The sequence below is a fragment of the Streptomyces shenzhenensis genome, assembly GCF_021462265.1.
In the GTDB taxonomy this organism is placed as follows: domain Bacteria; phylum Actinomycetota; class Actinomycetes; order Streptomycetales; family Streptomycetaceae; genus Streptomyces; species Streptomyces shenzhenensis.
Window position 1 is genome coordinate 114,519 of the sequence record NZ_JAJONF010000012.1, and the last position, 18,085, is coordinate 132,603.

15 protein-coding genes are annotated in these 18,085 nt (G+C 74.5%); 7 read left to right on the top strand and 8 right to left on the bottom strand.

Annotated features, from left to right (window positions below):
• Positions 1-73: 73 nt before the first annotated feature.
• Entirely contained in the window at positions 74-2,227 is a 2,154-nt protein-coding gene (locus LQ326_RS18130; protein ID WP_234538174.1) for a PP2C family protein-serine/threonine phosphatase, read from the bottom strand.
• A gap of 313 nt (positions 2,228-2,540) precedes the next feature.
• On the opposite strand from LQ326_RS18130, the gene LQ326_RS18135 reads away from it, so the two are divergent.
• On the top strand, positions 2,541-3,149 hold the full coding sequence (locus LQ326_RS18135; RefSeq protein ID WP_234537986.1) for a response regulator transcription factor: 609 nt from the start codon (positions 2,541-2,543) through the stop codon (positions 3,147-3,149).
• Here the strand turns inward: LQ326_RS18135 and LQ326_RS18140 are convergent.
• The 4 genes from LQ326_RS18140 to lanKC all read right to left on the bottom strand — a co-directional run bounded on the left by LQ326_RS18140 (position 3,126) and on the right by lanKC (position 9,368).
• Positions 3,126-4,808, bottom strand: a complete 1,683-nt coding sequence (locus LQ326_RS18140) for an ATP-binding cassette domain-containing protein (RefSeq protein WP_234537989.1) — start codon at positions 4,806-4,808, stop codon at positions 3,126-3,128. The two genes, LQ326_RS18135 and LQ326_RS18140, sit on opposite strands and share 24 nt — an antisense overlap.
• Positions 4,805-6,478 carry an ABC transporter ATP-binding protein gene (locus tag LQ326_RS18145; RefSeq protein WP_234537991.1) on the bottom strand — a complete coding sequence of 558 codons (1,674 nt, stop codon included), beginning with the start codon at positions 6,476-6,478 and terminating at the stop codon, positions 4,805-4,807. The genes LQ326_RS18140 and LQ326_RS18145 overlap by 4 nt, the downstream gene beginning before the upstream one ends.
• A gap of 125 nt (positions 6,479-6,603) precedes the next feature.
• Positions 6,604-6,720 (bottom strand): SapB/AmfS family lanthipeptide, encoded by a 117-nt coding sequence (locus LQ326_RS18150; RefSeq protein ID WP_181806141.1) that lies wholly within the window; start codon positions 6,718-6,720, stop codon positions 6,604-6,606.
• Positions 6,721-6,788: 68 nt separating this feature from the next.
• Entirely contained in the window at positions 6,789-9,368 is a 2,580-nt protein-coding gene (gene lanKC / locus LQ326_RS18155; RefSeq protein WP_234537993.1) for a class III lanthionine synthetase LanKC, read from the bottom strand.
• Between the two features lie 194 nt (positions 9,369-9,562).
• Between lanKC and LQ326_RS18160 the strand changes: the two genes are divergently transcribed.
• The 5 genes from LQ326_RS18160 (at position 9,563) to rfbD (ending at position 15,418) form a co-directional block, all read left to right on the top strand.
• Positions 9,563-12,007, top strand: a complete 2,445-nt coding sequence (locus LQ326_RS18160) for a SpoIIE family protein phosphatase (protein WP_234537995.1) — start codon at positions 9,563-9,565, stop codon at positions 12,005-12,007.
• 53 nt (positions 12,008-12,060) lie between these two features.
• Positions 12,061-12,336 (top strand): hypothetical protein, encoded by a 276-nt coding sequence (locus tag LQ326_RS18165; protein WP_234537997.1) that lies wholly within the window; start codon positions 12,061-12,063, stop codon positions 12,334-12,336.
• 138 nt (positions 12,337-12,474) lie between these two features.
• Entirely contained in the window at positions 12,475-13,542 is a 1,068-nt protein-coding gene (locus LQ326_RS18170; protein ID WP_234537999.1) for a glucose-1-phosphate thymidylyltransferase, read from the top strand.
• Positions 13,539-14,537 carry a dTDP-glucose 4,6-dehydratase gene (gene rfbB, locus LQ326_RS18175; protein ID WP_234538001.1) on the top strand — a complete coding sequence of 333 codons (999 nt, stop codon included), beginning with the start codon at positions 13,539-13,541 and terminating at the stop codon, positions 14,535-14,537. The genes LQ326_RS18170 and rfbB overlap by 4 nt, the downstream gene beginning before the upstream one ends.
• On the top strand, positions 14,537-15,418 hold the full coding sequence (gene rfbD / locus LQ326_RS18180) for a dTDP-4-dehydrorhamnose reductase (protein WP_234538004.1): 882 nt from the start codon (positions 14,537-14,539) through the stop codon (positions 15,416-15,418). Before rfbB ends, rfbD begins: the two co-directional genes overlap by 1 nt.
• Positions 15,419-15,563: 145 nt before the next feature.
• Here rfbD and LQ326_RS18185 read toward each other — a convergent pair whose 3' ends face one another.
• Positions 15,564-16,148: a hydrolase gene (locus LQ326_RS18185; protein WP_234538006.1), complete on the bottom strand. Its 585-nt coding sequence runs from the start codon at positions 16,146-16,148 to the stop codon at positions 15,564-15,566.
• Positions 16,149-16,321: 173 nt separating this feature from the next.
• A complete protein-coding gene (locus LQ326_RS18190; RefSeq protein ID WP_234538008.1) occupies positions 16,322-16,759 on the bottom strand; it encodes a MarR family winged helix-turn-helix transcriptional regulator in 438 nt (145 codons plus the stop codon).
• Between the two features lie 138 nt (positions 16,760-16,897).
• On the opposite strand from LQ326_RS18190, the gene LQ326_RS18195 reads away from it, so the two are divergent.
• Entirely contained in the window at positions 16,898-17,398 is a 501-nt protein-coding gene (locus LQ326_RS18195; RefSeq protein ID WP_234538009.1) for a metallophosphoesterase family protein, read from the top strand.
• A 24-nt stretch (positions 17,399-17,422) separates the two neighbouring features.
• Here LQ326_RS18195 and LQ326_RS18200 read toward each other — a convergent pair whose 3' ends face one another.
• Positions 17,423-18,073 (bottom strand): SRPBCC family protein, encoded by a 651-nt coding sequence (locus LQ326_RS18200; protein WP_234538011.1) that lies wholly within the window; start codon positions 18,071-18,073, stop codon positions 17,423-17,425.
• Between the last annotated feature and the right edge of the window lie 12 nt (positions 18,074-18,085).

Consider the following 18,085-nt stretch of genomic DNA (forward strand, 5'->3'; position numbering starts at 1 on the left):
GGCGGTTCCCGGCCGGCGGTGGACGGTCCGGCCCTCCGGCGGGAAGGCCGGACCGGATCGCTTCCGGCGCGGATCAGCCGTCGTCCCCGGCCCGCAGCAACAGCACCGCGACATCGTCGACCCGCTCCTGCGCCGCCGCACTGTGCCGCACGAGCGTGTCGGCGAGCTTGTCCAGGGGCTGGTCGCCGTTCTCCGAGAGCAGTTCCCCCAGACCGACCAGGGCGTCCTCGATGTCCACACCGGGGGACTCGACCAGCCCGTCGGTGTAGAGAACGAGCACCGACCCCGGCGCCAGCGCCACCTCGGTCGTCGGGTACGTCGCCTCCGAGTCGATGCCCAGCAGCGGGCCCCCGGCCAGGTCGAGCACCCGTACCCGCCCGTCGGGACGTCTCAGCAGGGGCGGCGGATGCCCCGCCCGGGACATCACCGCGCGCCCGTGCTCCGGATCCAGCCGCAGGTACAGGCAGCTCGCGAACAGCTCGGCGCCCAGGTCGACGAGCAGCCGGTTGGTGCTGCGCATCACCTCCTCCGGCGCCTGCCCGACGGTCGTGAAGGCCCGTACGCCGGTACGGATCTGGCCCATCAGCCCGGCCGCCGTCACGTTGTGCCCCTGAACGTCCCCGATCACCGCCGCCGCCAGCGGCCGGGTGGGCACCAGGTCGTAGAAGTCGCCGCCGATGTCCATGCCGTGCATGGCCGGCAGATAGCGGGCGGCCGCCTCGATGCCGGACGGCGGGGCCAGCGAGTGCGGCAGCAGGGCCGCCTGCAGACCGTGCGCCAGCTGGTTCTTCGCGTCGTAGAGCATGGCCCGCTCCAGCGCCTGCGCGATCAGCCCGCCGAGGCTGGTCAGCACGGCACGCTCGTCGGTGGGGAAGACGTGCGGCTCGGCGTAGGCGAGGACGCAGGTGCCCACCGGCCGGCCCGACGCGATCAGCGGCAGATACGCCCAGGCGGCGAACCCGTCCATGGCCTCGTCCCGGTGCGGATACAGCCGTTTCAGTTGCTCCTCCGACTCGAAGAACGACGGTACGCCGGTGTTCAGGACATGGGTGCCGGGCGTCCGCTCGGCCAGCGGAAGGCCGTCGAAGCGCTCCACGGTCCGCGGATCCTCGTACCCGTGCTGCCCCAGCACGTGCAGCCGCCCGCCGCAGGAGCCGAGGATCACCAGGGCCTGGCTGCCGACGGACGGGGCGACCTCGTCCGCCACCAGCTGCACCACGTCCTGCACCCCCACGGCCTCCGTCAGCGCCCCGGTCAGGCTCAGCACCTGCGAGATGGTGACCAGCCGGTGCGGGGGCGCCGCGTCCGCGCGGGGTGCGGCACCCACCATCTCGGCGACCGCCCGCGCCCGGCTGATCCGGATGGTCAGCCCGGTCGTGCTCGGATACATCCGGAACGACAGCCAGTCGCCCGGCGGCCGCAGCGCCACGAACGACGTCACGTGCTGGCTGATCAGCGCCGCCCGGTAACGGTCCTCGTACATCGGGTCGTGCAGCCACGGCACCGAGACCCACGGCTGGGTGCCCAGCAGATCGCCGACGTGCACACCGAGCAGCTCGGCCGCCGCCGCGTTGGCGAAGGCGACCCGCCCGTGCAGATCGAGCGAGGCCAGTCCGTACGGCAGCCGCCCCACCATCCGCGCCGCCTCCACCGTGCCCAGCGAGCCCGCCGTCCCCGCGGGCGCCGCCAGCAGGTCCGGCTCGGCGCGCGGCGCGCGGTGGTGGCGGGCGGCCCGCTCCAGCCGCACCGCCAGCCGGTCGCACGCCGCCGTCAGCGACGCCCGCTCCCGGTCGGACAGCACCGATGGATGGGCCCCGGGCCAGGTCACGTACACCGCCCCGTACACGGTGTCCGCCGTGGCCACGGGCAGCGCGGCCAGTGCGAACGGGTACGGCAGCACCACCGCGATGCGCGGATACCGGCGCGCCATGTCCTCCTCGCCGCCCACCCACACCAGCCGCCGGTCGCGCGCCGCCTCCGCGACCGGGACCGGCGCGCTCAGCCCGACCCGTTCCCAGGGCGCCGCGAAGGCCCGGGGCAGGCCCGCCGTCACCGCCATCTCCAGGACCGGCTCGTCGGCCGCCAGCAGGTAGACCGCGCCGGAGTGGGCGTGGACCTCCTCCATCATCGAGGCCAGCGCCAGCGCCAGCAGGGGCCGGCCGGACCGGGTGTCGTCGGCCGCCGGCACCCCGATGCCCGGCTCGGGTCCCGCCGAAGGCGCCCCCATCCCGTCGGACACGCCCGACCACCTCCTCGTCCGGCCGCAGGTCGCGTCCTTGGGACCAAGGCTCCCTCGCGGCGGCGGCCCGCGCACGGCGAAAGCGGCGCGGGCCCCGCACCGGGCGGCCGCGGTGTACCCCGCTCGCCGCGGCGCATTCCCCCGCAACGGATGCGCGCCGCGGTGTACGGGCGCCGGTTGCGCGCCCCCGCACACCCCGTTGGCCGGATCTTCGCGCCCATGACAGGTGGCGGACGCCAACAATGGGGCACGCGTTCCACACCTTGAACCGAAGAGCCGACGGACGGCTGAGGGGGCGGCGGTGATCCGGGTACTTCTGGTGCACGACGCGTGTCTGGTCAGATCGGTGCTGGCGGAGTGGTTACGCCGGGAACCCGGCCTGCGCGTGGACGACACGCCGTGGCACGGCGCGCGCGCACGGGTCCGGGCCGTACGGCCGGACGTATGTGCGGCGGACCTCGAAAGCTCCGGTACCAAGGGCGTGCCGCCGCTCGCCGACCTGCGTCCGCCGGAGACCGGCGGCCTCGTGCCGGGACTGGTCGTGCTCGCCGGTGCGAACAGGCCCGGACTGCTGAAGCGGGCGGCCGAGGCGGGGGCGCTCGGCTATGTCGACAAGGCGGGGGCGCCGGAGCGGCTGGTGCGCGCGATCCGGCGCGCCGCCGAGGGGGAACGTTTCGTCGACGACTCGCTGGGCTTCGGTTTCCTGAGGGCCGCCGAGATCCCTCTCACCAGACGCGAGCTGAGCGTGCTGGAGCTGGCGGCCGGCGGGGCGTCCATCGCGGAGATCGCCGGCAGCCTCCACCTGTCCCGCGGGACCGTGCGCAACTACATGGCGGCGATCACCCGCAAGACCGGGGCCCGCAACCGCGTCGACGCGATCCGCATCTCACAGGGCGAGGGGTGGCTGTGACGCGGCGGCGCTCCCGGGTGCCGCCAGGTCCCGGTAGAGGGCGCAGGCGCGCAGCAGGTCCTCGTGGGTGCCGTAGGCCGTGCGGGAGCCGTCCAGCACCAGGATCCGCCGGGCGCGGCGGGCCGAGTCGATCCGGTGTGCGACGACCACCAGGGTGCCGCCGGGCCGCCTGGTGAACGCCTGTTCGGCACGGGCCTCGGCCTCGGCGTCGAGATGGCAGGTGGCCTCGTCGAGGAGGGCGAGCGGCGCGGGGGAGAGATAGGCGCGGGTGAGCGCGATCAGCTGCCGCTCACCCGCCGACAGCGCCGCCGGACGCACCGGGGCCTCCGGCCCGCCCAGCCGCTCCAGCAGCGGCGTCAGTCCGACGGCTTCGGCGGCCGCCAGCAGCTCCGGGAGCGGGACGGGACCCGGGCGCAGCAGGCCGAGGTTCTCCGCGAGGGTGCCCGTGTGGACGTAGGCCTCCTGCGGGATCAGGACCCGCTCCGCCGCCGCCCGCGCCCCCGGCACGGGGTGGCCGCACACCCGGACCGCGCCGTGCGCCGGGTGCAGCAGCCCGGCGGCCACCGCGGTCAGCGTCGACTTGCCGATCCCGCTCGGGCCCACGACGGCGAGGTGACCGCCGTGCGGGACCACGAGGTCGAGTGCGTCGAGGACCGCGGTGCTCGCCGGGCCGTAGGCGAAGGTGACGGCGGCGAGGGAGAGGGCCGGGGCGCCGGCGGCCGCCTCCGCCGCGGGCTCCGGGGGCGGACCGGGGACCGGGGGCGGCCGCAGTCTGCGCAGGACGACGGTGAGGCGCGCTCCACCGGTGCCCAGACCGTGCACCAGGTTCTGGAGGGCGGGCAGCAGGGACTGGGTGACGTAGGCGAGCGCCCCGACCAGGGCACCGGCGGTCACGCCGTGGGCGAGCAGCCAGGGCGCGGCCGCCAGCAGCAGCACCAGGGGCAGCCGGCCGCCGACCGCCAGCGCCGCCACCCGTACGACGCTCCAGCGGGCCAGGGCCCGGGCCGCCCGGAACTCGGCGTCCACGCCCTCCCCGACCCGCGCGGCGACCTGCGCCTCGGCCCCCGCCGCGGTGATGTCCCGCAACCCCGGGCACACCTCGCCCAGTTCCGCCGCGAGTGCCTCGTCGGCGACCAGGAAGGCCTCCTGACGGCGGGCCAGCGGCCGCAAGGTCGCGGCGAACAGGCCCAGACCCGCCAGCAGCGGGGGCAGCACGACCAGCAGCAGCGGTGGCGCGAGGGCGCACAGCCCGGTGAGCGCGCCGACGACCGTGAACACGAACGACCGGGACACCAGCACCAGTCCGGCGAGGGTGTCCCGGGCGATCTCCACCTGCTGGGTCAGCCCGGACAGCGCCCCCCGGTCCGCCTCCCGCACCCCGCGCGCGACCACCCCCGCCACCAGGCTGTCGCGTACCGGTTCGACGAGGTCGGCGACCACCCCGTACACCCGCCGGGTCCCGTACGCCCCGGCCCCCACCCCGCCCGCCGCCACGGCGAGCCACCACAGCCCGGTCCGCGCGTCGCCGGCCAGGAACCCGGCGTCGAGCGCGCGGGCCAGGGCGTATCCGAGGAGAAAGGTCTGCCCGGCCTCCAGCGCCGACCAGCCCGCCAGGCGCACCACCACGGCCCGGCGCACCCGCGGCGGCCGGGCGATCACCGTGCCGTCCGCTCGGCCGCGCGCGCCGCGAACACCGCCCGGTACTCGGGATCCCGCCACAGCTCCGCATGGGTCCCCACGGCCCGCACCCGTCCTCCGTCCAGCCAGGCCACCGCGTCCGCCCGGGCCGCGGTCGACGCGCGGTGCGCGACGATGAACCGGGTGGGGCCAGGTGCCAGCAGGGCTTCGGCGACGCGGTGCTCGGTGACGGTGTCCAGGCTGGAGAGGGCGTCGTCCAGGATCAGCAGCCGTCCGGGGTGCGCGAACGCGCGGGCGAGGCCGAGACGCTGGGACTCGCCGCCCGAGCACGGGGCGTCGGAGAGCCGGGTGGTGTAACCGCCGGGCAGGCGCCGGATGTAGGCGTCCGCCTGGGCTTTGCCGGCGGCGGCCCGGACCTCGGCGTAGGACGGGGTGGCCAGGCCCAGGGCGATGGTGTCCTCCACAGTCGTACCGAGCAGGGCCGGGCGGGCGAAGGCGCAGGTGACGGACCGGCGCAGCACGTCGTGGGGGAGGTCGGGCAGCGGGACGCCGTCCAGCAGGACCTCCCCGGCGTCGGGATCGGCCAGCCGGCCCGCGAGCCCGGCCAGCAGGGACTTGCCGGTGCCCGAACGGCCCACGACGGCCAGTGCGGTGCCACCGGGGACGGTCAGGTCGACACGGTCAAGGACCGTGCGCTCACCCCGGCGGGCGGTCACCCCGCGCAGTTCCAGGCGGCCGGGGCCGGGCGGGAGCGGCCGGTCGCCGTGGGCCGGTGCGGGAAGCGCCAGCACCTCGCCGAGGCGCCTCGCGGACGCGCGCGCCCGGGTGGCGGCGGCGAGCTGCCCGACCAGCACGCCGACACCGGTGGCCAGGACGGCGTAGCGGGAGGCGGCGAGCACCTCGCCGACCGATATCCGGTGCCGGGAGAGCAGAAGGCCCGCCACCGCCACGACGGCGAGCTGCAGCAGGGGGCCCACGGTCACCGCCTGGGCGGCGGCCCGGCCCTGCACCCGCCACATGCGGTGCCCGGCGCGGGCGAGGTCCGGCAGCGGGCGCAGTACGCGCTTCGTCTCCCGGTCCTGGAGGCCGGCCGCCGCGATCGTCCGGTGACCCTCGGCCGCCTCCGCCAGCGCGGCCGCGATCCGGGCCTGCTCGCGCTGGTACGCGGCCACGCACTCCGCGGTGTCCCGGGTGAACGCCCGCAGCAGCAGGGCGAGTACGGGTGCCCCGGCCAGGAACACGGCCGCCAGCCAGGGGTCCAGAAGAGCGAGCGCGACCACCCCGCCGACCGGCCCCGCCAGTGCGGCGAGGAGCGCGGCGAGGGCCGCGGGCCCGGTCCCGGCCTGCGCGGCGTTCCCGACCAGCCGGGCGACCAGGTCGCCGGCGCCGAACCGGTTCCCCGCGCGCGGGCCCAGCGCCAGCACCTGCCCGGTGAGCAGCTTGCGCAGCCCCGCGGTGGCCCGCGCGTCGGCGGTACCGGCGAGCACGCCCGCGCAGCCGTCCAGCAGGGCCGACAGCAGCACCAGGGCGGCGGCCCGGACCACCCACGCGGTCGCCGGGGCGCCCGCCAGCAGCAGGTCCAGGGCGCGGCCCAGCACGGCGGGCAGCAGCAGCCCCGCCGCCGTGGCCGCCGTGCTCACCAGACACAGGGCGGCGCACCGCGCCCCGGCATGGCGCAGGGCGGTACGCATCGGATCACGGTGGGGCGGTCGGGCCATCGCGGCAGTCCTCGTATCGGCGAAGGCCCCGGACGGCCCCTCCCGAAGGAGGGGGCCGCCCGGAGCCGGTTTCGCGGTGCCGGTCAGCGACAGAGCGCTCAGAGACAGAGCAGAACGCTCGCCGCCGATACGCACGACAGCAGGCTCACCGTGCTGTCGCCGCCGCCGTCGTGACGCTCCTCGGACTCCATCGTCTGCAGGTCGAGCAGTGCCATAGCGTGTCCTTTCCGGGGACCGAGCGGCCCCCCGGTGTAGTCGGGGACGGGGTGGTGTCACGACTGCGTCATACGCGCGGCCGTGTTCTGGGGGCCGCCGGTGGCGGCGGGAGGAACGGCAGGTGGGCGGCGCGGTCGCCGTCGAGGGCGGCCGTGAGCGCCAGCAGGCACCCGGCGGTTCCGGTGGCGAGGTCCATGGACAGCCGCATCATCTGGTGCCCGGGGAAGGCGAGCTGGCCCTGATAGGCCATGGCGAGCCAGCCGAGCCCGTCGATCTGGGCGGCGAGCCGGTCCGGTGCGGCGCCGGTGCGGGCGAGGTGCAGGATCATCCCCGCGCGGCCCTGGAAGAGACCCGGCTGCGCGTAGAAGCGCGAGGTCGCGGCGGTGCGCACGGCGGCCCGGGCGCGCTCGAACGCGCCGGTCCCGTCGATCCCGTGGGCGAGCCAGTCGTCGAGCACCATGCCGATCCCCACGCTGCCGTCGCCGAGGTAGGGCAGGGTCCGCCACCCCTCGTCCACCTCGAGAGCCCCGCCCTTCTGCACCACACAGCGGTCCAGGTCCCGGCACAGTGCCCGGCCGGCCGCGGCCAGCAGGGCGGCGTCGCCGGTCCGTTCGTAACGCCGGAGCAGGAACAGCGCGGGCCCGGTCGCACCGCGCAGCAGTCCCGCGCGCTGCCGGGGCGTGTCCGGAAGCGGTTCGGCGAGCCGTCGTACGAGGATCCGCGCGGCCTCGGCGGCCCGCTCGCGCAGCTCCGGCTCGCCGGTCGTGTCGGCCAGGGAGTCCAGGACCAGGCCCAGACCGGCCAGTCCGCCGTACAGGTCGGAGGAGAGGTTGCGCCAGTTCTCCCGGAGGATGCCGTCGACGAGGTCCAGGGCGCGCCCGCGGTGGCCGAGCAGGTCCAGGACGTGTGCGACGCCCGCGAGACCGTCGTACAGGCCGAGCGGGGTGCCGGGCGGTGGCGGCGCGGTGTGGTCGAGCAGCCAGCGCTCGCCCTCCTCGTACCGTCCGGCGCCCGCCTGGTCCAGGGCGAGCAGCACCCCGGCCGCGCCGTGCGCGAGGCCGAGGCCGCCGCCGTCCCCGAACTGCGCGATGTCACCGGGGAAGAGCCGGTCGTCGCGCTCGGGGGTCGCGGCGGCGAGGATCGCCTTGACCATCGAGTCCCGGCTGTGCGGCCAGTCCGCCGGTACGACCGGACGCGCTGCCGGGACGCCCCGGGTGATCTCCGCGACCGCCTCCTCGAGGAAGGCGCCCGGCACGTCCGGGAACTGACCGGCGATCACGTCCGCGAGATGGGCCGCCTTGCCCCGGTCCACGACGAACAGCGTGGTCACCGGCAGGAACAGGGCGAGACGCAGACAGGCCAGCGCGTAGCGGTCCACGTCGGTTCCGCGGCGGTCCGGCGGGGCGAAGAAGCCGGGGTGCGCGACGACCTGACGGCCGTTCTCCTCGACGGGGGCGGCCGCCTCGAAGTCGACGAGGAACACCGACTCCTCGTCGGGCCCGACCATGATGTTGAAGACGTGCAGGTCGTTGAAGACGATCCCGCGCGCGTGCACCTTGGCCACCGCCTCCTCCACCCTCCGGTGGATCCGCAACGCCCAGGCCGTGTAGTCCCGTACCGCCTCGGGATCCGGGTCCGTGGTGAGCAGCGGATGCCGTTCGGCGAAGAAGGCGTTGAGCGGACGGCCCTCCAGGAAGTCCATCACCAGGAACCGGTGCCCGCCCAGCGTGAACCAGTCCCGGACCTCGGGCACCACCCCGGTGCCGGCCACCGCCTCAAGGGCGTCTCTCTCCCTGCCCAGCCGGGCGACGGCGTCGGCGCCGTCCGCCGCGAGCCCCGCGTGCGGCCGGCCCTCCTTGAGCACCACCCGCCGCCCGCTCCGGGTGTCGGTGCCCGCGTACACCCCGCCGCCGTTGGAGAAGTGCAGCGCCTTCTCGATCCGGTACGGCAGCTCGCCCACCGTCGTCGCCTCCCGGGCCGCCAGCTGCGGCCGCAGGAACTCCGGCAGGCTCACCCACTCCGGGACCTGGAAGGCGGGCACCCGCCGGTCCGGGACCAGCTTCCCCGTGCCGTCCGTCACCGCCGTCACCAGCGCACCGCGCTCGTCGACGACATACCTGCGCGCGAAGGCGCCGTAGCGGACGTACAGCGGTCCGTCGTCCCACCGCAGGTCGGTCAGGATGTACGGCCCCTCGAAGCCCTCCAGGAGCGCGCCCAGGTCGCGCAGCACCTCCTGCAGCCGGTCCTCGTCGGACGGGTAGACCGTGACGAACTTGCCGCTGGTGTCGCGCCCCGCGTACTTGGCGTTGCGCAGGTGCAGCAGCCGCGGTCCCGGGACGAACTTGAACGGGATGCGGCGCGGCACGCAGTAGTCCCACACGACGGCCGCGATGCGCTCCGCGTTCTCCCGGGTGGCCGAGGAGTGGATCTTCCAGCCCTGGGCCGGCGACGGCAGCGGCGCGCCGTCCGCGTCCAGCGGGGTCATGGTCAGCCAGTCCCCGGAGCGGGCCGCGTGCCAGCCCTCGGGCACCGCGCGACGCGCCGTCGGGAACAGCGGCTCCGCCTCCGGGCCCGCCGTTCCGAGCCGGTCGGGCGCGTCATAGAAGTGCCCGTCCGCCAGCGCGTACACCTCGTACCGTCCGTCCATTGCCGCCCCCTCCGTGGCCGGGACCGACACTTCCAGGCGCCGCGCGGTCGCGGACAGTCATGTCTGTCACGAGACCGCCGTGCACTACGCATGGGTCACGTCATGTTCGGCGCGTTTCGAGCGCGCCGGCCCCCGCCCTCCCCGGAACGGTCACAGGGGCTGCGCAGACGCCGCATAAGCGCTGTAATGGCGGCGTGGTCAGTGAGGGCGCTGCGGTACGCGGAACGAGGACGGATCGCGCCGAGATCGCCCTCGAAGCACTCACCGACGATCCCGGCGCACCCGATCGGCTCCGTCGCGTGCTCGAACAGGCGCTGGTCTTCGCCGGCGCCTCCTTCGCCGGGGTGTACACGCCCGGTGACGACGGCGCCGTGCTGCGCCTCGCCGACTCGGCGGGCGTGCCCCGCACCCTGTACGGGCTGCGTGACGCCTACCCGGCCGTGGGGCGGTCCCCGGTGGCCGAGGCGTACGGCACCGGGCGGCCCGTCCGGCTCGGCCCCGACGAACTGGCCGGCTGCCCGCAGGCCCGCCGGACCCGGTCCCAGGAGTTCTGGCTGGCCGTCCTGCCGGTGCCCGGCGGCGCCGGACTCCTCGTCGCCGTCAGCGAGCGGGGCGACGGATTCGGCCCCGAGGACGGCGCCTGCCTGGACCTGGTCGCCGAGGCGATCAACCTGCCCGGCCGGCGCCCCGCGCCCGCGGCCACCGGCGAACTGCCCCCCGACGCCTTCACCCTCGCCATGGACACCGGCCGGATCAGCGTCGGCGACGGCATCCTCGGCCTCTTCCGGATGGGCCGGGACGAGTTCGACGGCAAGGTCGAGACACTGCTGAGCCGTACCGTGCCCGAGGACCTGCCCGCCCTGATGTCCGTCGTCGAGGCCGACCACATGTCCGTCGGCGACCGGGAGCTGGAGTTCCGGATCCTGCAGCCCTCCGGACCGCCCAGGTGGCTGCGGCTCCGCGGCCGCATGGTGCCCGGCGGCGACGGAGGCCCGGCCCGGCTGGCGGGTACCGTCGCCGACGCCTCCACGTTCCGCTCGGACGTCACCGACGTGGCCCGCGTGCAGCGGCTCGCCGCCGCCCTCGCCATCGCCGGCACGGTCAAGGACGTCAGCCTGGCCGTCGTCACCGCCCTGCGCGGGCCGCTCAAGGCCGACCGGATCGCGCTGGCCGCACTGGAGAACGACCGCCTGGTCGTCACCGTCCTCGACCCGCCCGAGGCCGAGTCCTGGCCCGACCTGTGGCGCAGCGAATGGCGCACCGAATGGCCCGACGCGCCCGTGCGCGCCATGCCCACCCTCGCCGCCGCCCTGCGCGAGGGCCGGACGCAGATCTGGCCTGCCCGGGCCGCCCTGGAACCCGCGCTCGCCGAGGTCGGTCCCGGCGGCCTCGCCGTCCTTCCGCTGCCCGCCGGCGGCCGGACGGCCGGTGCCTGCCTGATCGGCTGGGACACCCCGCACGACTTCGGCCCCGACGAACGCGCCCTGCTCACCGCCTCCGCCGGCCTCGCCGGCGAGGCCCTGATGCGCGCCCACGCCTTCGACGCCGAGCACGAACTCGTCGCCATGCTCCAGCGCTCTCTGCTGCCGCCCCGGATGCCCCGGCTGCCCGGTGCCGAGGCGGTCGCCCGCTACCTGCCCACCACCGAGGGCCTGGAGGTCGGCGGCGACTGGTACGACGTGATCCCGCTGGCCGACAACCACGTTGCCCTCGTCATCGGCGACGTCCAGGGCCACAACGCGAGCGCCGCCGCCCTCATGGGCCAGATGCGCACCGCCCTGCGCGCCTACGCCGCCGAGGGCCACACCCCCGACGTGGTCGTCTCGCACGCCAACCGGCTCCTCCTGGACATGGAGAGCGACCTCTTCGCCACCTGCTGCTACGTGGACGTCGACATGGAGTCCGGCACCGCCTGGTGCGTGCGCGCCGGACACCTGCCGCCGGTCCTGCGTCACCCCGACGGCACCACGCGCATCACCGACGCCGAGGGCGGGCCCCCGCTCGGCGTGCTCGGCCAGACCGAGTTCCCCATGACCCAGCTCAGCCTGCGCCCCGGCACCCTGCTCGCGCTCACCACCGACGGCCTGGTCGAGTCCCCCGACGCGGACATCGACGACGGCATGGAACGCTTCGCCCGTGACCTGGCCGGCTCCGACCCCGCCGACCTCGGCACGGCCGCCGACGTCCTGCTCGGCGGTGCCCACCGCGACGACGACGTGGCCCTGCTGCTGATGCGCTACGACGGCATGGCTGTCCGGCCGCTGCGCGAGAGCTGGACGGTGTGGCGGGTCCCGGAGGCCGCCCGGCACGCCCGCCGCTTCAGCCGCCGCGTGCTGCGCTCCTGGGGCGTGATCGACGACGCGATGGACGCCGCCCTGCTGGTGATCTCCGAACTCGTCACCAACGCGCTCATCCACACCGACGGACCCGTCCGGCTCGACCTGACCCTGGTCGACCACCGGCTGCGGATCGCCGTCGCCGACGCCTCGCCGCGCAGCCCGGTCAAACCCACCAGCATCGGCTGGGAGGCCACCGGCGGGCGCGGCATCATCCTGGTGGAGGCCGTGTCGGCCGCCTGGGGGACGGTCCCGGCCAGCGGCGGCAAGCAGGTGTGGGCGGATCTTGCGCTGGAGGGCTGATCACCCCCGCTCTCGACAGGCGGCGCGCGCCGACCCTCCTTAATGTCCTTCACGTGGCACACACCTTCGAAGAACTCGTGGCGAAGCACCGCGCGGCCGGCGCGGCCCACGAAAAGGTCCTGGAGCTGCGGGACGCCTACGGGCCACCGGCCGGGCAGCAGCCGGGCGGCGCCCAGTCACAGACCTACGAGACCGCCCTGCGCGCCTGGCGCGACCTGGCCCGCGACGAACTGACCGCGGTGAACGAGTACGCCCGCGACCAGGGCCGGTCCAGGGCCGAGGTCGAGGCGGAGGTGGAACGCGCGGCGGCCTGGCCGGAGGACACCTGACCGGGTAAGAAATCGGGCCGGATGCCGCTGCAGGGCACCTCGTGGTCACATGGCGCCCGCACCAAAGTCATACTGTCGTAACCAGTCAGGAAAACAGAAGAACATCTCAATCAGATGTTCACCTATAAGGTGTAGCGAATGAAGGCTTTGGTGCTCTCCGGCGGTGCCGGAACACGGCTGCGGCCGATCACCCACACATCGGCGAAACAGCTCGTTCCGGTGGCGAACAAACCCGTGCTCTTCTACGGGCTCGAATCCCTTGCCGCCGCGGGCGTCACCGAGGTCGGGATGATCGTCGGCGACACCGCCGCGGAGATCGAGGAGGCGGTCGGCGACGGGTCGAAGTTCGGCCTGAGCGTCACCTACATCCCCCAGGACCAGCCGCTGGGCCTCGCGCACGCGGTGCTGATCGCCCGCGAGTTCCTCGGTGACGACGACTTCGTCATGTACCTCGGCGACAACTTCATCGTCGGCGGCATCAGCGGACTCGTCGAGGAGTTCCGCGGGACTCGTCCCGACGCCCAGATCCTCCTCACCCACGTGCCCAACCCGCGGGCCTTCGGTGTCGCGGAGCTCGACGCCGACGGCCAGGTGATCGGCCTGGAGGAGAAGCCGCAGGAGCCCAAGAGCGACCTCGCCCTGGTCGGCGTCTACCTCTTCACGCCGGCCATCCACGACGCCGTACGCGCCATCAAGCCGTCCTGGCGCGGCGAGCTGGAGATCACCCACGCGATCCAGCACCTCATCGACCAGCGTGCCGACGTGCGCTCCACGGTGATCAAGGGCTACTGGAAGGACACCGGCAACGTCGTCGACATGCTGGAGGTCAACCGGACCGTCCTGGAGAGCCAGGAGCCGCGCATCGACGGCGACGTCGACGAGGCCAGCCAGATCGTCGGCCGCGTGGTCGTCGAGGCGGGCGCGCGCGTCACCGGCTCCCGGATCGTCGGCCCGGTCGTGATCGGCGCCGGGACCGTCGTCAGCGACTCGTACGTGGGCCCCTTCACGTCGGTCGCCGAGAACTGCCGGATCACCCAGAGTGAGCTGGAGTTCTCCATCGTGCTGCGGGACTCGTCCATCGACGGGGTGGGCAGGATCGAGTCCTCGCTGATCGGCCGGCATGTCGAGGTGACCCCGGCACCCGGCACCCCCAGCGCCCACCGCCTCGTTCTCGGAGACCACAGCAAGGTGCAGATCCGTTCATGAATCTCCTCGTCACCGGCGCCGCCGGTTTCATCGGCTCCACGTACGTCCGCGGCCTGCTCGCCGCCGACGGCCCCGACGCGCCGCACATCACCGTGCTGGACAAGCTCACCTACGCGGGCACGCTGACGAACCTGCCCGAGTCGCACCCCCGGATGACCTTCGTCCAGGGCGACATCTGCGACGCCGAGCTCGTCGACAAGCTCATGGCAGAGGCCGACCAGGTCGTGCACTTCGCCGCCGAGTCGCACGTCGACCGCTCCATCGACGGGGCCGGCGCGTTCGTCCGCACCAACGTGGTCGGCACCCAGACCCTGCTCGACGCGGCCCTGCGCCACGGCGTCGGCCCGTTCGTGCACGTCTCCACCGACGAGGTCTACGGCTCCATCGAGACCGGTTCCTGGCCCGAGAGCCACCCGCTCCAGCCGAACTCGCCGTACTCCGCCTCCAAGGCCTCCTCGGACCTGCTGGCGCTGGCCTTCCACCGCACCCACGGCATGGACGTCCGCGTCACCCGCTGCTCCAACAACTACGGGCCGCACCAGTTCCCCGAGAAGGTCATCCCGCTCTTCGTGAGCAACCTCCTCGACGGCAAGAACGTGCCCCTGTACGGCGACGGCAGCAACGTCCGCGACTGGCTGCACGTCGAGGACCACTGCCAGGGCATCGACCTGGTCCGCACCGGCGGCCGGGCCGGCGAGGTCTACAACATCGGCGGCGGCACCGAGCTCAGCAACAAGGAGCTCACCGGGCTGCTCCTCGAGGCCTGCGGCGCCGGCTGGGACCGGGTGGACCGCGTCGCCGACCGCAAGGGCCACGACCAGCGCTACTCGGTCGACTGGAGCAAGATCCACGACGAGCTCGGGTACACCCCCAAGCACGACTTCACCTCCGGTCTCGCCGACACCGTCGCCTGGTACCGCGACAACCGCGACTGGTGGGAGCCGCTCAAGGAGCGCGCGGCCCTGGAGTCCCGCAAGGAGCAGGGGAAGCACTGATGAAGTGGCTCGTCGCCGGAGCGGGCGGGATGCTCGGCCAGGACGTGACCGAGGAACTCGCCCGCCGGGGTGCGGAGGTGGTGGCCCTCGGCCGCGCCGACCTCGACATCACCAGCGCCCACTCGGTCGCGGCGGTACTCGCCGCGCACCAGCCCGACCTGGTGGTGAACTGCGCCGCGTACACGGCCGTCGACGACGCCGAGACCGACGAGGCGCGGGCGCTGCTGATCAACGGCGAAGGCCCGCGCCTGCTGGCCCGCGCCGCCGCTCGGCACGGCGCCCGCCTCGTCCACGTCTCGACGGACTACGTCTTCGACGGCGAGGCCCGCGCCGTCCCGTACCCGGAGGACCACCCGGCGGCCCCGCGCACCGCCTACGGGCGCACCAAGCTCGCCGGCGAGCGGGCCGTCCTGGAGGAACTCCCGGGCGCGAGCGCGGTGGTCCGCACGGCCTGGCTGTACGGCACGCACGGGAAGAATTTCGTGCGCACGATGATCGAGCTGGAGTCCCGCCGGGACACCCTCGACGTCGTCGACGACCAGCACGGCCAGCCCACCTGGAGCGCCGACCTGGCCGCCCGCATCGCCGACCTCGGCCCCCGCCTCGGCCGGGACGAGCGCGCGCACGGTGTCTTCCACGGCACCAACTCCGGCACCGCCACCTGGTGCGAGCTGGCCCGGGAGGTGTTCCGCCTGCTGGGCGCCGACCCCGCGCGGGTGCGCCCCACCACCAGCGAGGCGTTCGTCCGCCCGGCCCCCCGCCCCGCCTACAGCGCCCTCGGTCACGACCGGTGGGCCGAGGTCGGTCTGGAGCCGCTGCGGGACTGGCGGCAGGCCCTCGCGGAGGGACTGCCGCTGCTCCGCAAGGAGATGTCCGGGTAAGGGTGCGAGGCGCTTCGCACCCACGCGCCGCAGGGCGGCCGACGGCTCACCGGGCCTGTCGGCCGCCCTGCGGCGTTCACGCGTCGAAGGACCAGCTCAGCGGGGGTTTCCGGGCGCGGTACCGCGCGCAGCCCCGGTCGTGGTCTCAGCCGTGGGTTTTGGCGAGCAGCTCCAGGACCTCCGCCGTGCTGCCCGACTCGCCGAGCCGCGGGAAGATCCGCTCGACGCTGCCGCGGTGCGCCTCGCCGTCGCCGTCGGCCATGGCGTCCGTGGCGAGCGTCACATGGTAGCCGTGCGCGTAGGCGTCACGGGCGGTGGACTCCACACCGATGCTGGTGGCGATACCGGTCAGCACGATCTGGGTGACGCCCCGGCGGCGCAGCTGCACGTCCAGGTCGGTGCCGTGGAAGGCGCTCCAGTTGTGCTTGGTGACGCGGATGTCGCCGTCGTGCCCGGACAGCTCGTCGACGACGGCGTCCCAGCCCTCCGGGAAGGCCAGGCCGCGCGCCTGGCGCTCGGTGCGGCCGGGGACGGCGTCGGCGAAGTCGGCCGCGAAGGAGACCCGGACCAGGACGACGGGCAGGCCCTGGGCGCGGAAGGCGTCGGCGAGCTCCACCGTGCGGGCCACCACCTCGGCGCCGGTGCGCGGCTGGGTGGGCATGCCCACGATGCCCTGCTGGAGATCGACGACGACAAGGGCGGTGCGCGGGTCGAGCGTGCTCAGAGACATGGAATGGATCAGGCCTTTCGAAGGGCTTGACGGGAGAAGGGCTTGACGGGACGGGGGGGGTGGGCCGGGCCGGGGAGCGGTCCGGCAGGGGTGCTCGGCAGAGCCGGCACGGCCGGTACACGTCCACGAGCCGTCCGGTCACCGGCCGTGGGGGCCTGCGGTGAACCTCGGTATCACGGTTGGGACAGCCGTTCGAGCAGCTCGATCGCGGTGCGGAGGGTCCGGCGCTCGTCCTCCGTGTACCGCTCCTGAAAGGCGCGGGCCAGCCACTCGTCGCGCGCCTGCCGGTTGCCCGCCACGCGGGCCTGGCCGGCCTCGGTGAGGGTGACCAGCTGGCGGCGGCCGTCGGTCGGGTCGGGACTGCGGCGGATCAGCCCCTGCTGGTCGAGCGCGGCCAGGGTGGCCGCCATCGACTGCGGCCGGACCCCTTCGGCGGCGGCCAGCGCGCTGGCCGTGGCCGCGCCGTGCTTCGACACCAGGGTGAGGGCCGACTCCTGCGACGGGGTGAGGTCCGCGTCCTGGGCGACCTCGCGGATACGGCGGCGCATCCGGCTGAACATCACCCGCAGGTCGCGCGCCGTGCGGATCGCGGAATCGGAGACCTCTGCCATGGGGCCACCGTAGAACCGTCAGCTGAAACTGTCCAGTCCGAACTGAACAGCCATGCCTGCTCAGTTGCGTCTGTTCAGTTATGGCTGTTGAGCGTGGCCTGAAGGCAACGGCGCGGTCCCCTGGCCTACGCTGGCCGGGTGCGCCTGCTATTGACCTCCGACACGCACCTCCCGCTGCGCGCCAAGCGGCTCCCGGACCAGCTCCTCGCCGAACTCCCGCGCGCGGACGCCGTCCTGCACGCCGGCGACTGGGTCGACGAGGCCACCCTCGACCTGCTGGAGAGCCGCAGCCGCCGCCTCATCGGGGTGTACGGCAACAACGACGGCCCCGGCCTGCGCGCCCGGCTCCCCGAGGTGGCCTACGCCGAGCTGGGCGGCCTGCGCTTCGGGGTGATCCACGAGACCGGCGCGGCCCAGGGCCGCGAGGCCCGCTGCGCCGCCCGCTTCCCGGACCTGGACGTCCTGGTCTTCGGGCACAGCCACATCCCCTGGGACACCACGGCCCCGGGCGGCCTGCGCCTGCTCAACCCCGGCTCCCCGACCGACCGCCGCCGCCAGCCCCACTGCACCTACCTGACGGCGACCGCCGCCGACGGCGCCCTCACCGAGGTGACCCTCCACCGGTTGCCGCCCCGCTGACGACGGCCGCGGCAGGAGCGCCTGTCACCGGCGCCGGGAGGTCCCCCTTCTCCGGCACCTCGTCACCGCCCACGCCAGTACCGCGATCACCGCCGCGACCGCCACCACCCGCTTGGCCACCGGCAGGCCCGCCGTGCGCAGCAGGTCCAGCGGCTCCGGCTCCTCCTCGGCGACCGGCGCCACATTCTCCGCGTTCTCCTCGGTCCCCTCATTCCCCTCGTTCCCCTCCCTCCGCTCGCCCAGCCGTTGGGCCAGGCAGGCCGCGAACTGGCCCACCAGCCGGTCGCCCACCTCGGACAGCACCCCGCGCCCGAACTGGGCGGGGCGTCCGGTGACCGTGAGATCGGTGTGCACCGCGACCGCCGTGCCGTCGTCGTGCGCGGTGAGGGTGCCGGTGACCGTGGCCCGGGCCGTGCCCTGCCCGCGGGTCTCCCGGCCGCTCGCCGCCAGGACGATCCGGTGGGCCTCCTCGTCCTGTTCCTCGAACACCGCCGTGCCCCGGTAGGTCACGGTGACCGGGCCGACCTTGACCTTCACCGAGCCGGTCACGGTCCTGCCGTCGTAGTCCTCGACGACCGTGCCCGGCAGACACGGCGCGACCCGCTCGATGTCGAGGAGCGCCGGCCAGGCCTCGTCGACCGGGACGGGAACGGTGAACTCGTGGTGCAGTTCCATGACTCACTCCTC

Coding starts and splice junctions, on each gene's coding strand:
- LQ326_RS18130 (WP_234538174.1), bottom strand. CDS start 2,227: ATGGGGGCGCCTTCGGCGGGACCCGAGCCGGGCATCGGGGTGCCGGCG.
- LQ326_RS18170 (WP_234537999.1), top strand. CDS start 12,475: ATGAAGGCTTTGGTGCTCTCCGGCGGTGCCGGAACACGGCTGCGGCCG.
- rfbD (WP_234538004.1), top strand. CDS start 14,537: ATGAAGTGGCTCGTCGCCGGAGCGGGCGGGATGCTCGGCCAGGACGTG.
- LQ326_RS18200 (WP_234538011.1), bottom strand. CDS start 18,073: ATGGAACTGCACCACGAGTTCACCGTTCCCGTCCCGGTCGACGAGGCC.
- LQ326_RS18185 (WP_234538006.1), bottom strand. CDS start 16,148: ATGTCTCTGAGCACGCTCGACCCGCGCACCGCCCTTGTCGTCGTCGAT.
- LQ326_RS18145 (WP_234537991.1), bottom strand. CDS start 6,478: ATGCGTACCGCCCTGCGCCATGCCGGGGCGCGGTGCGCCGCCCTGTGT.
- lanKC (WP_234537993.1), bottom strand. CDS start 9,368: ATGGACGGACGGTACGAGGTGTACGCGCTGGCGGACGGGCACTTCTAT.
- rfbB (WP_234538001.1), top strand. CDS start 13,539: ATGAATCTCCTCGTCACCGGCGCCGCCGGTTTCATCGGCTCCACGTAC.
- LQ326_RS18190 (WP_234538008.1), bottom strand. CDS start 16,759: ATGGCAGAGGTCTCCGATTCCGCGATCCGCACGGCGCGCGACCTGCGG.
- LQ326_RS18150 (WP_181806141.1), bottom strand. CDS start 6,720: ATGGCACTGCTCGACCTGCAGACGATGGAGTCCGAGGAGCGTCACGAC.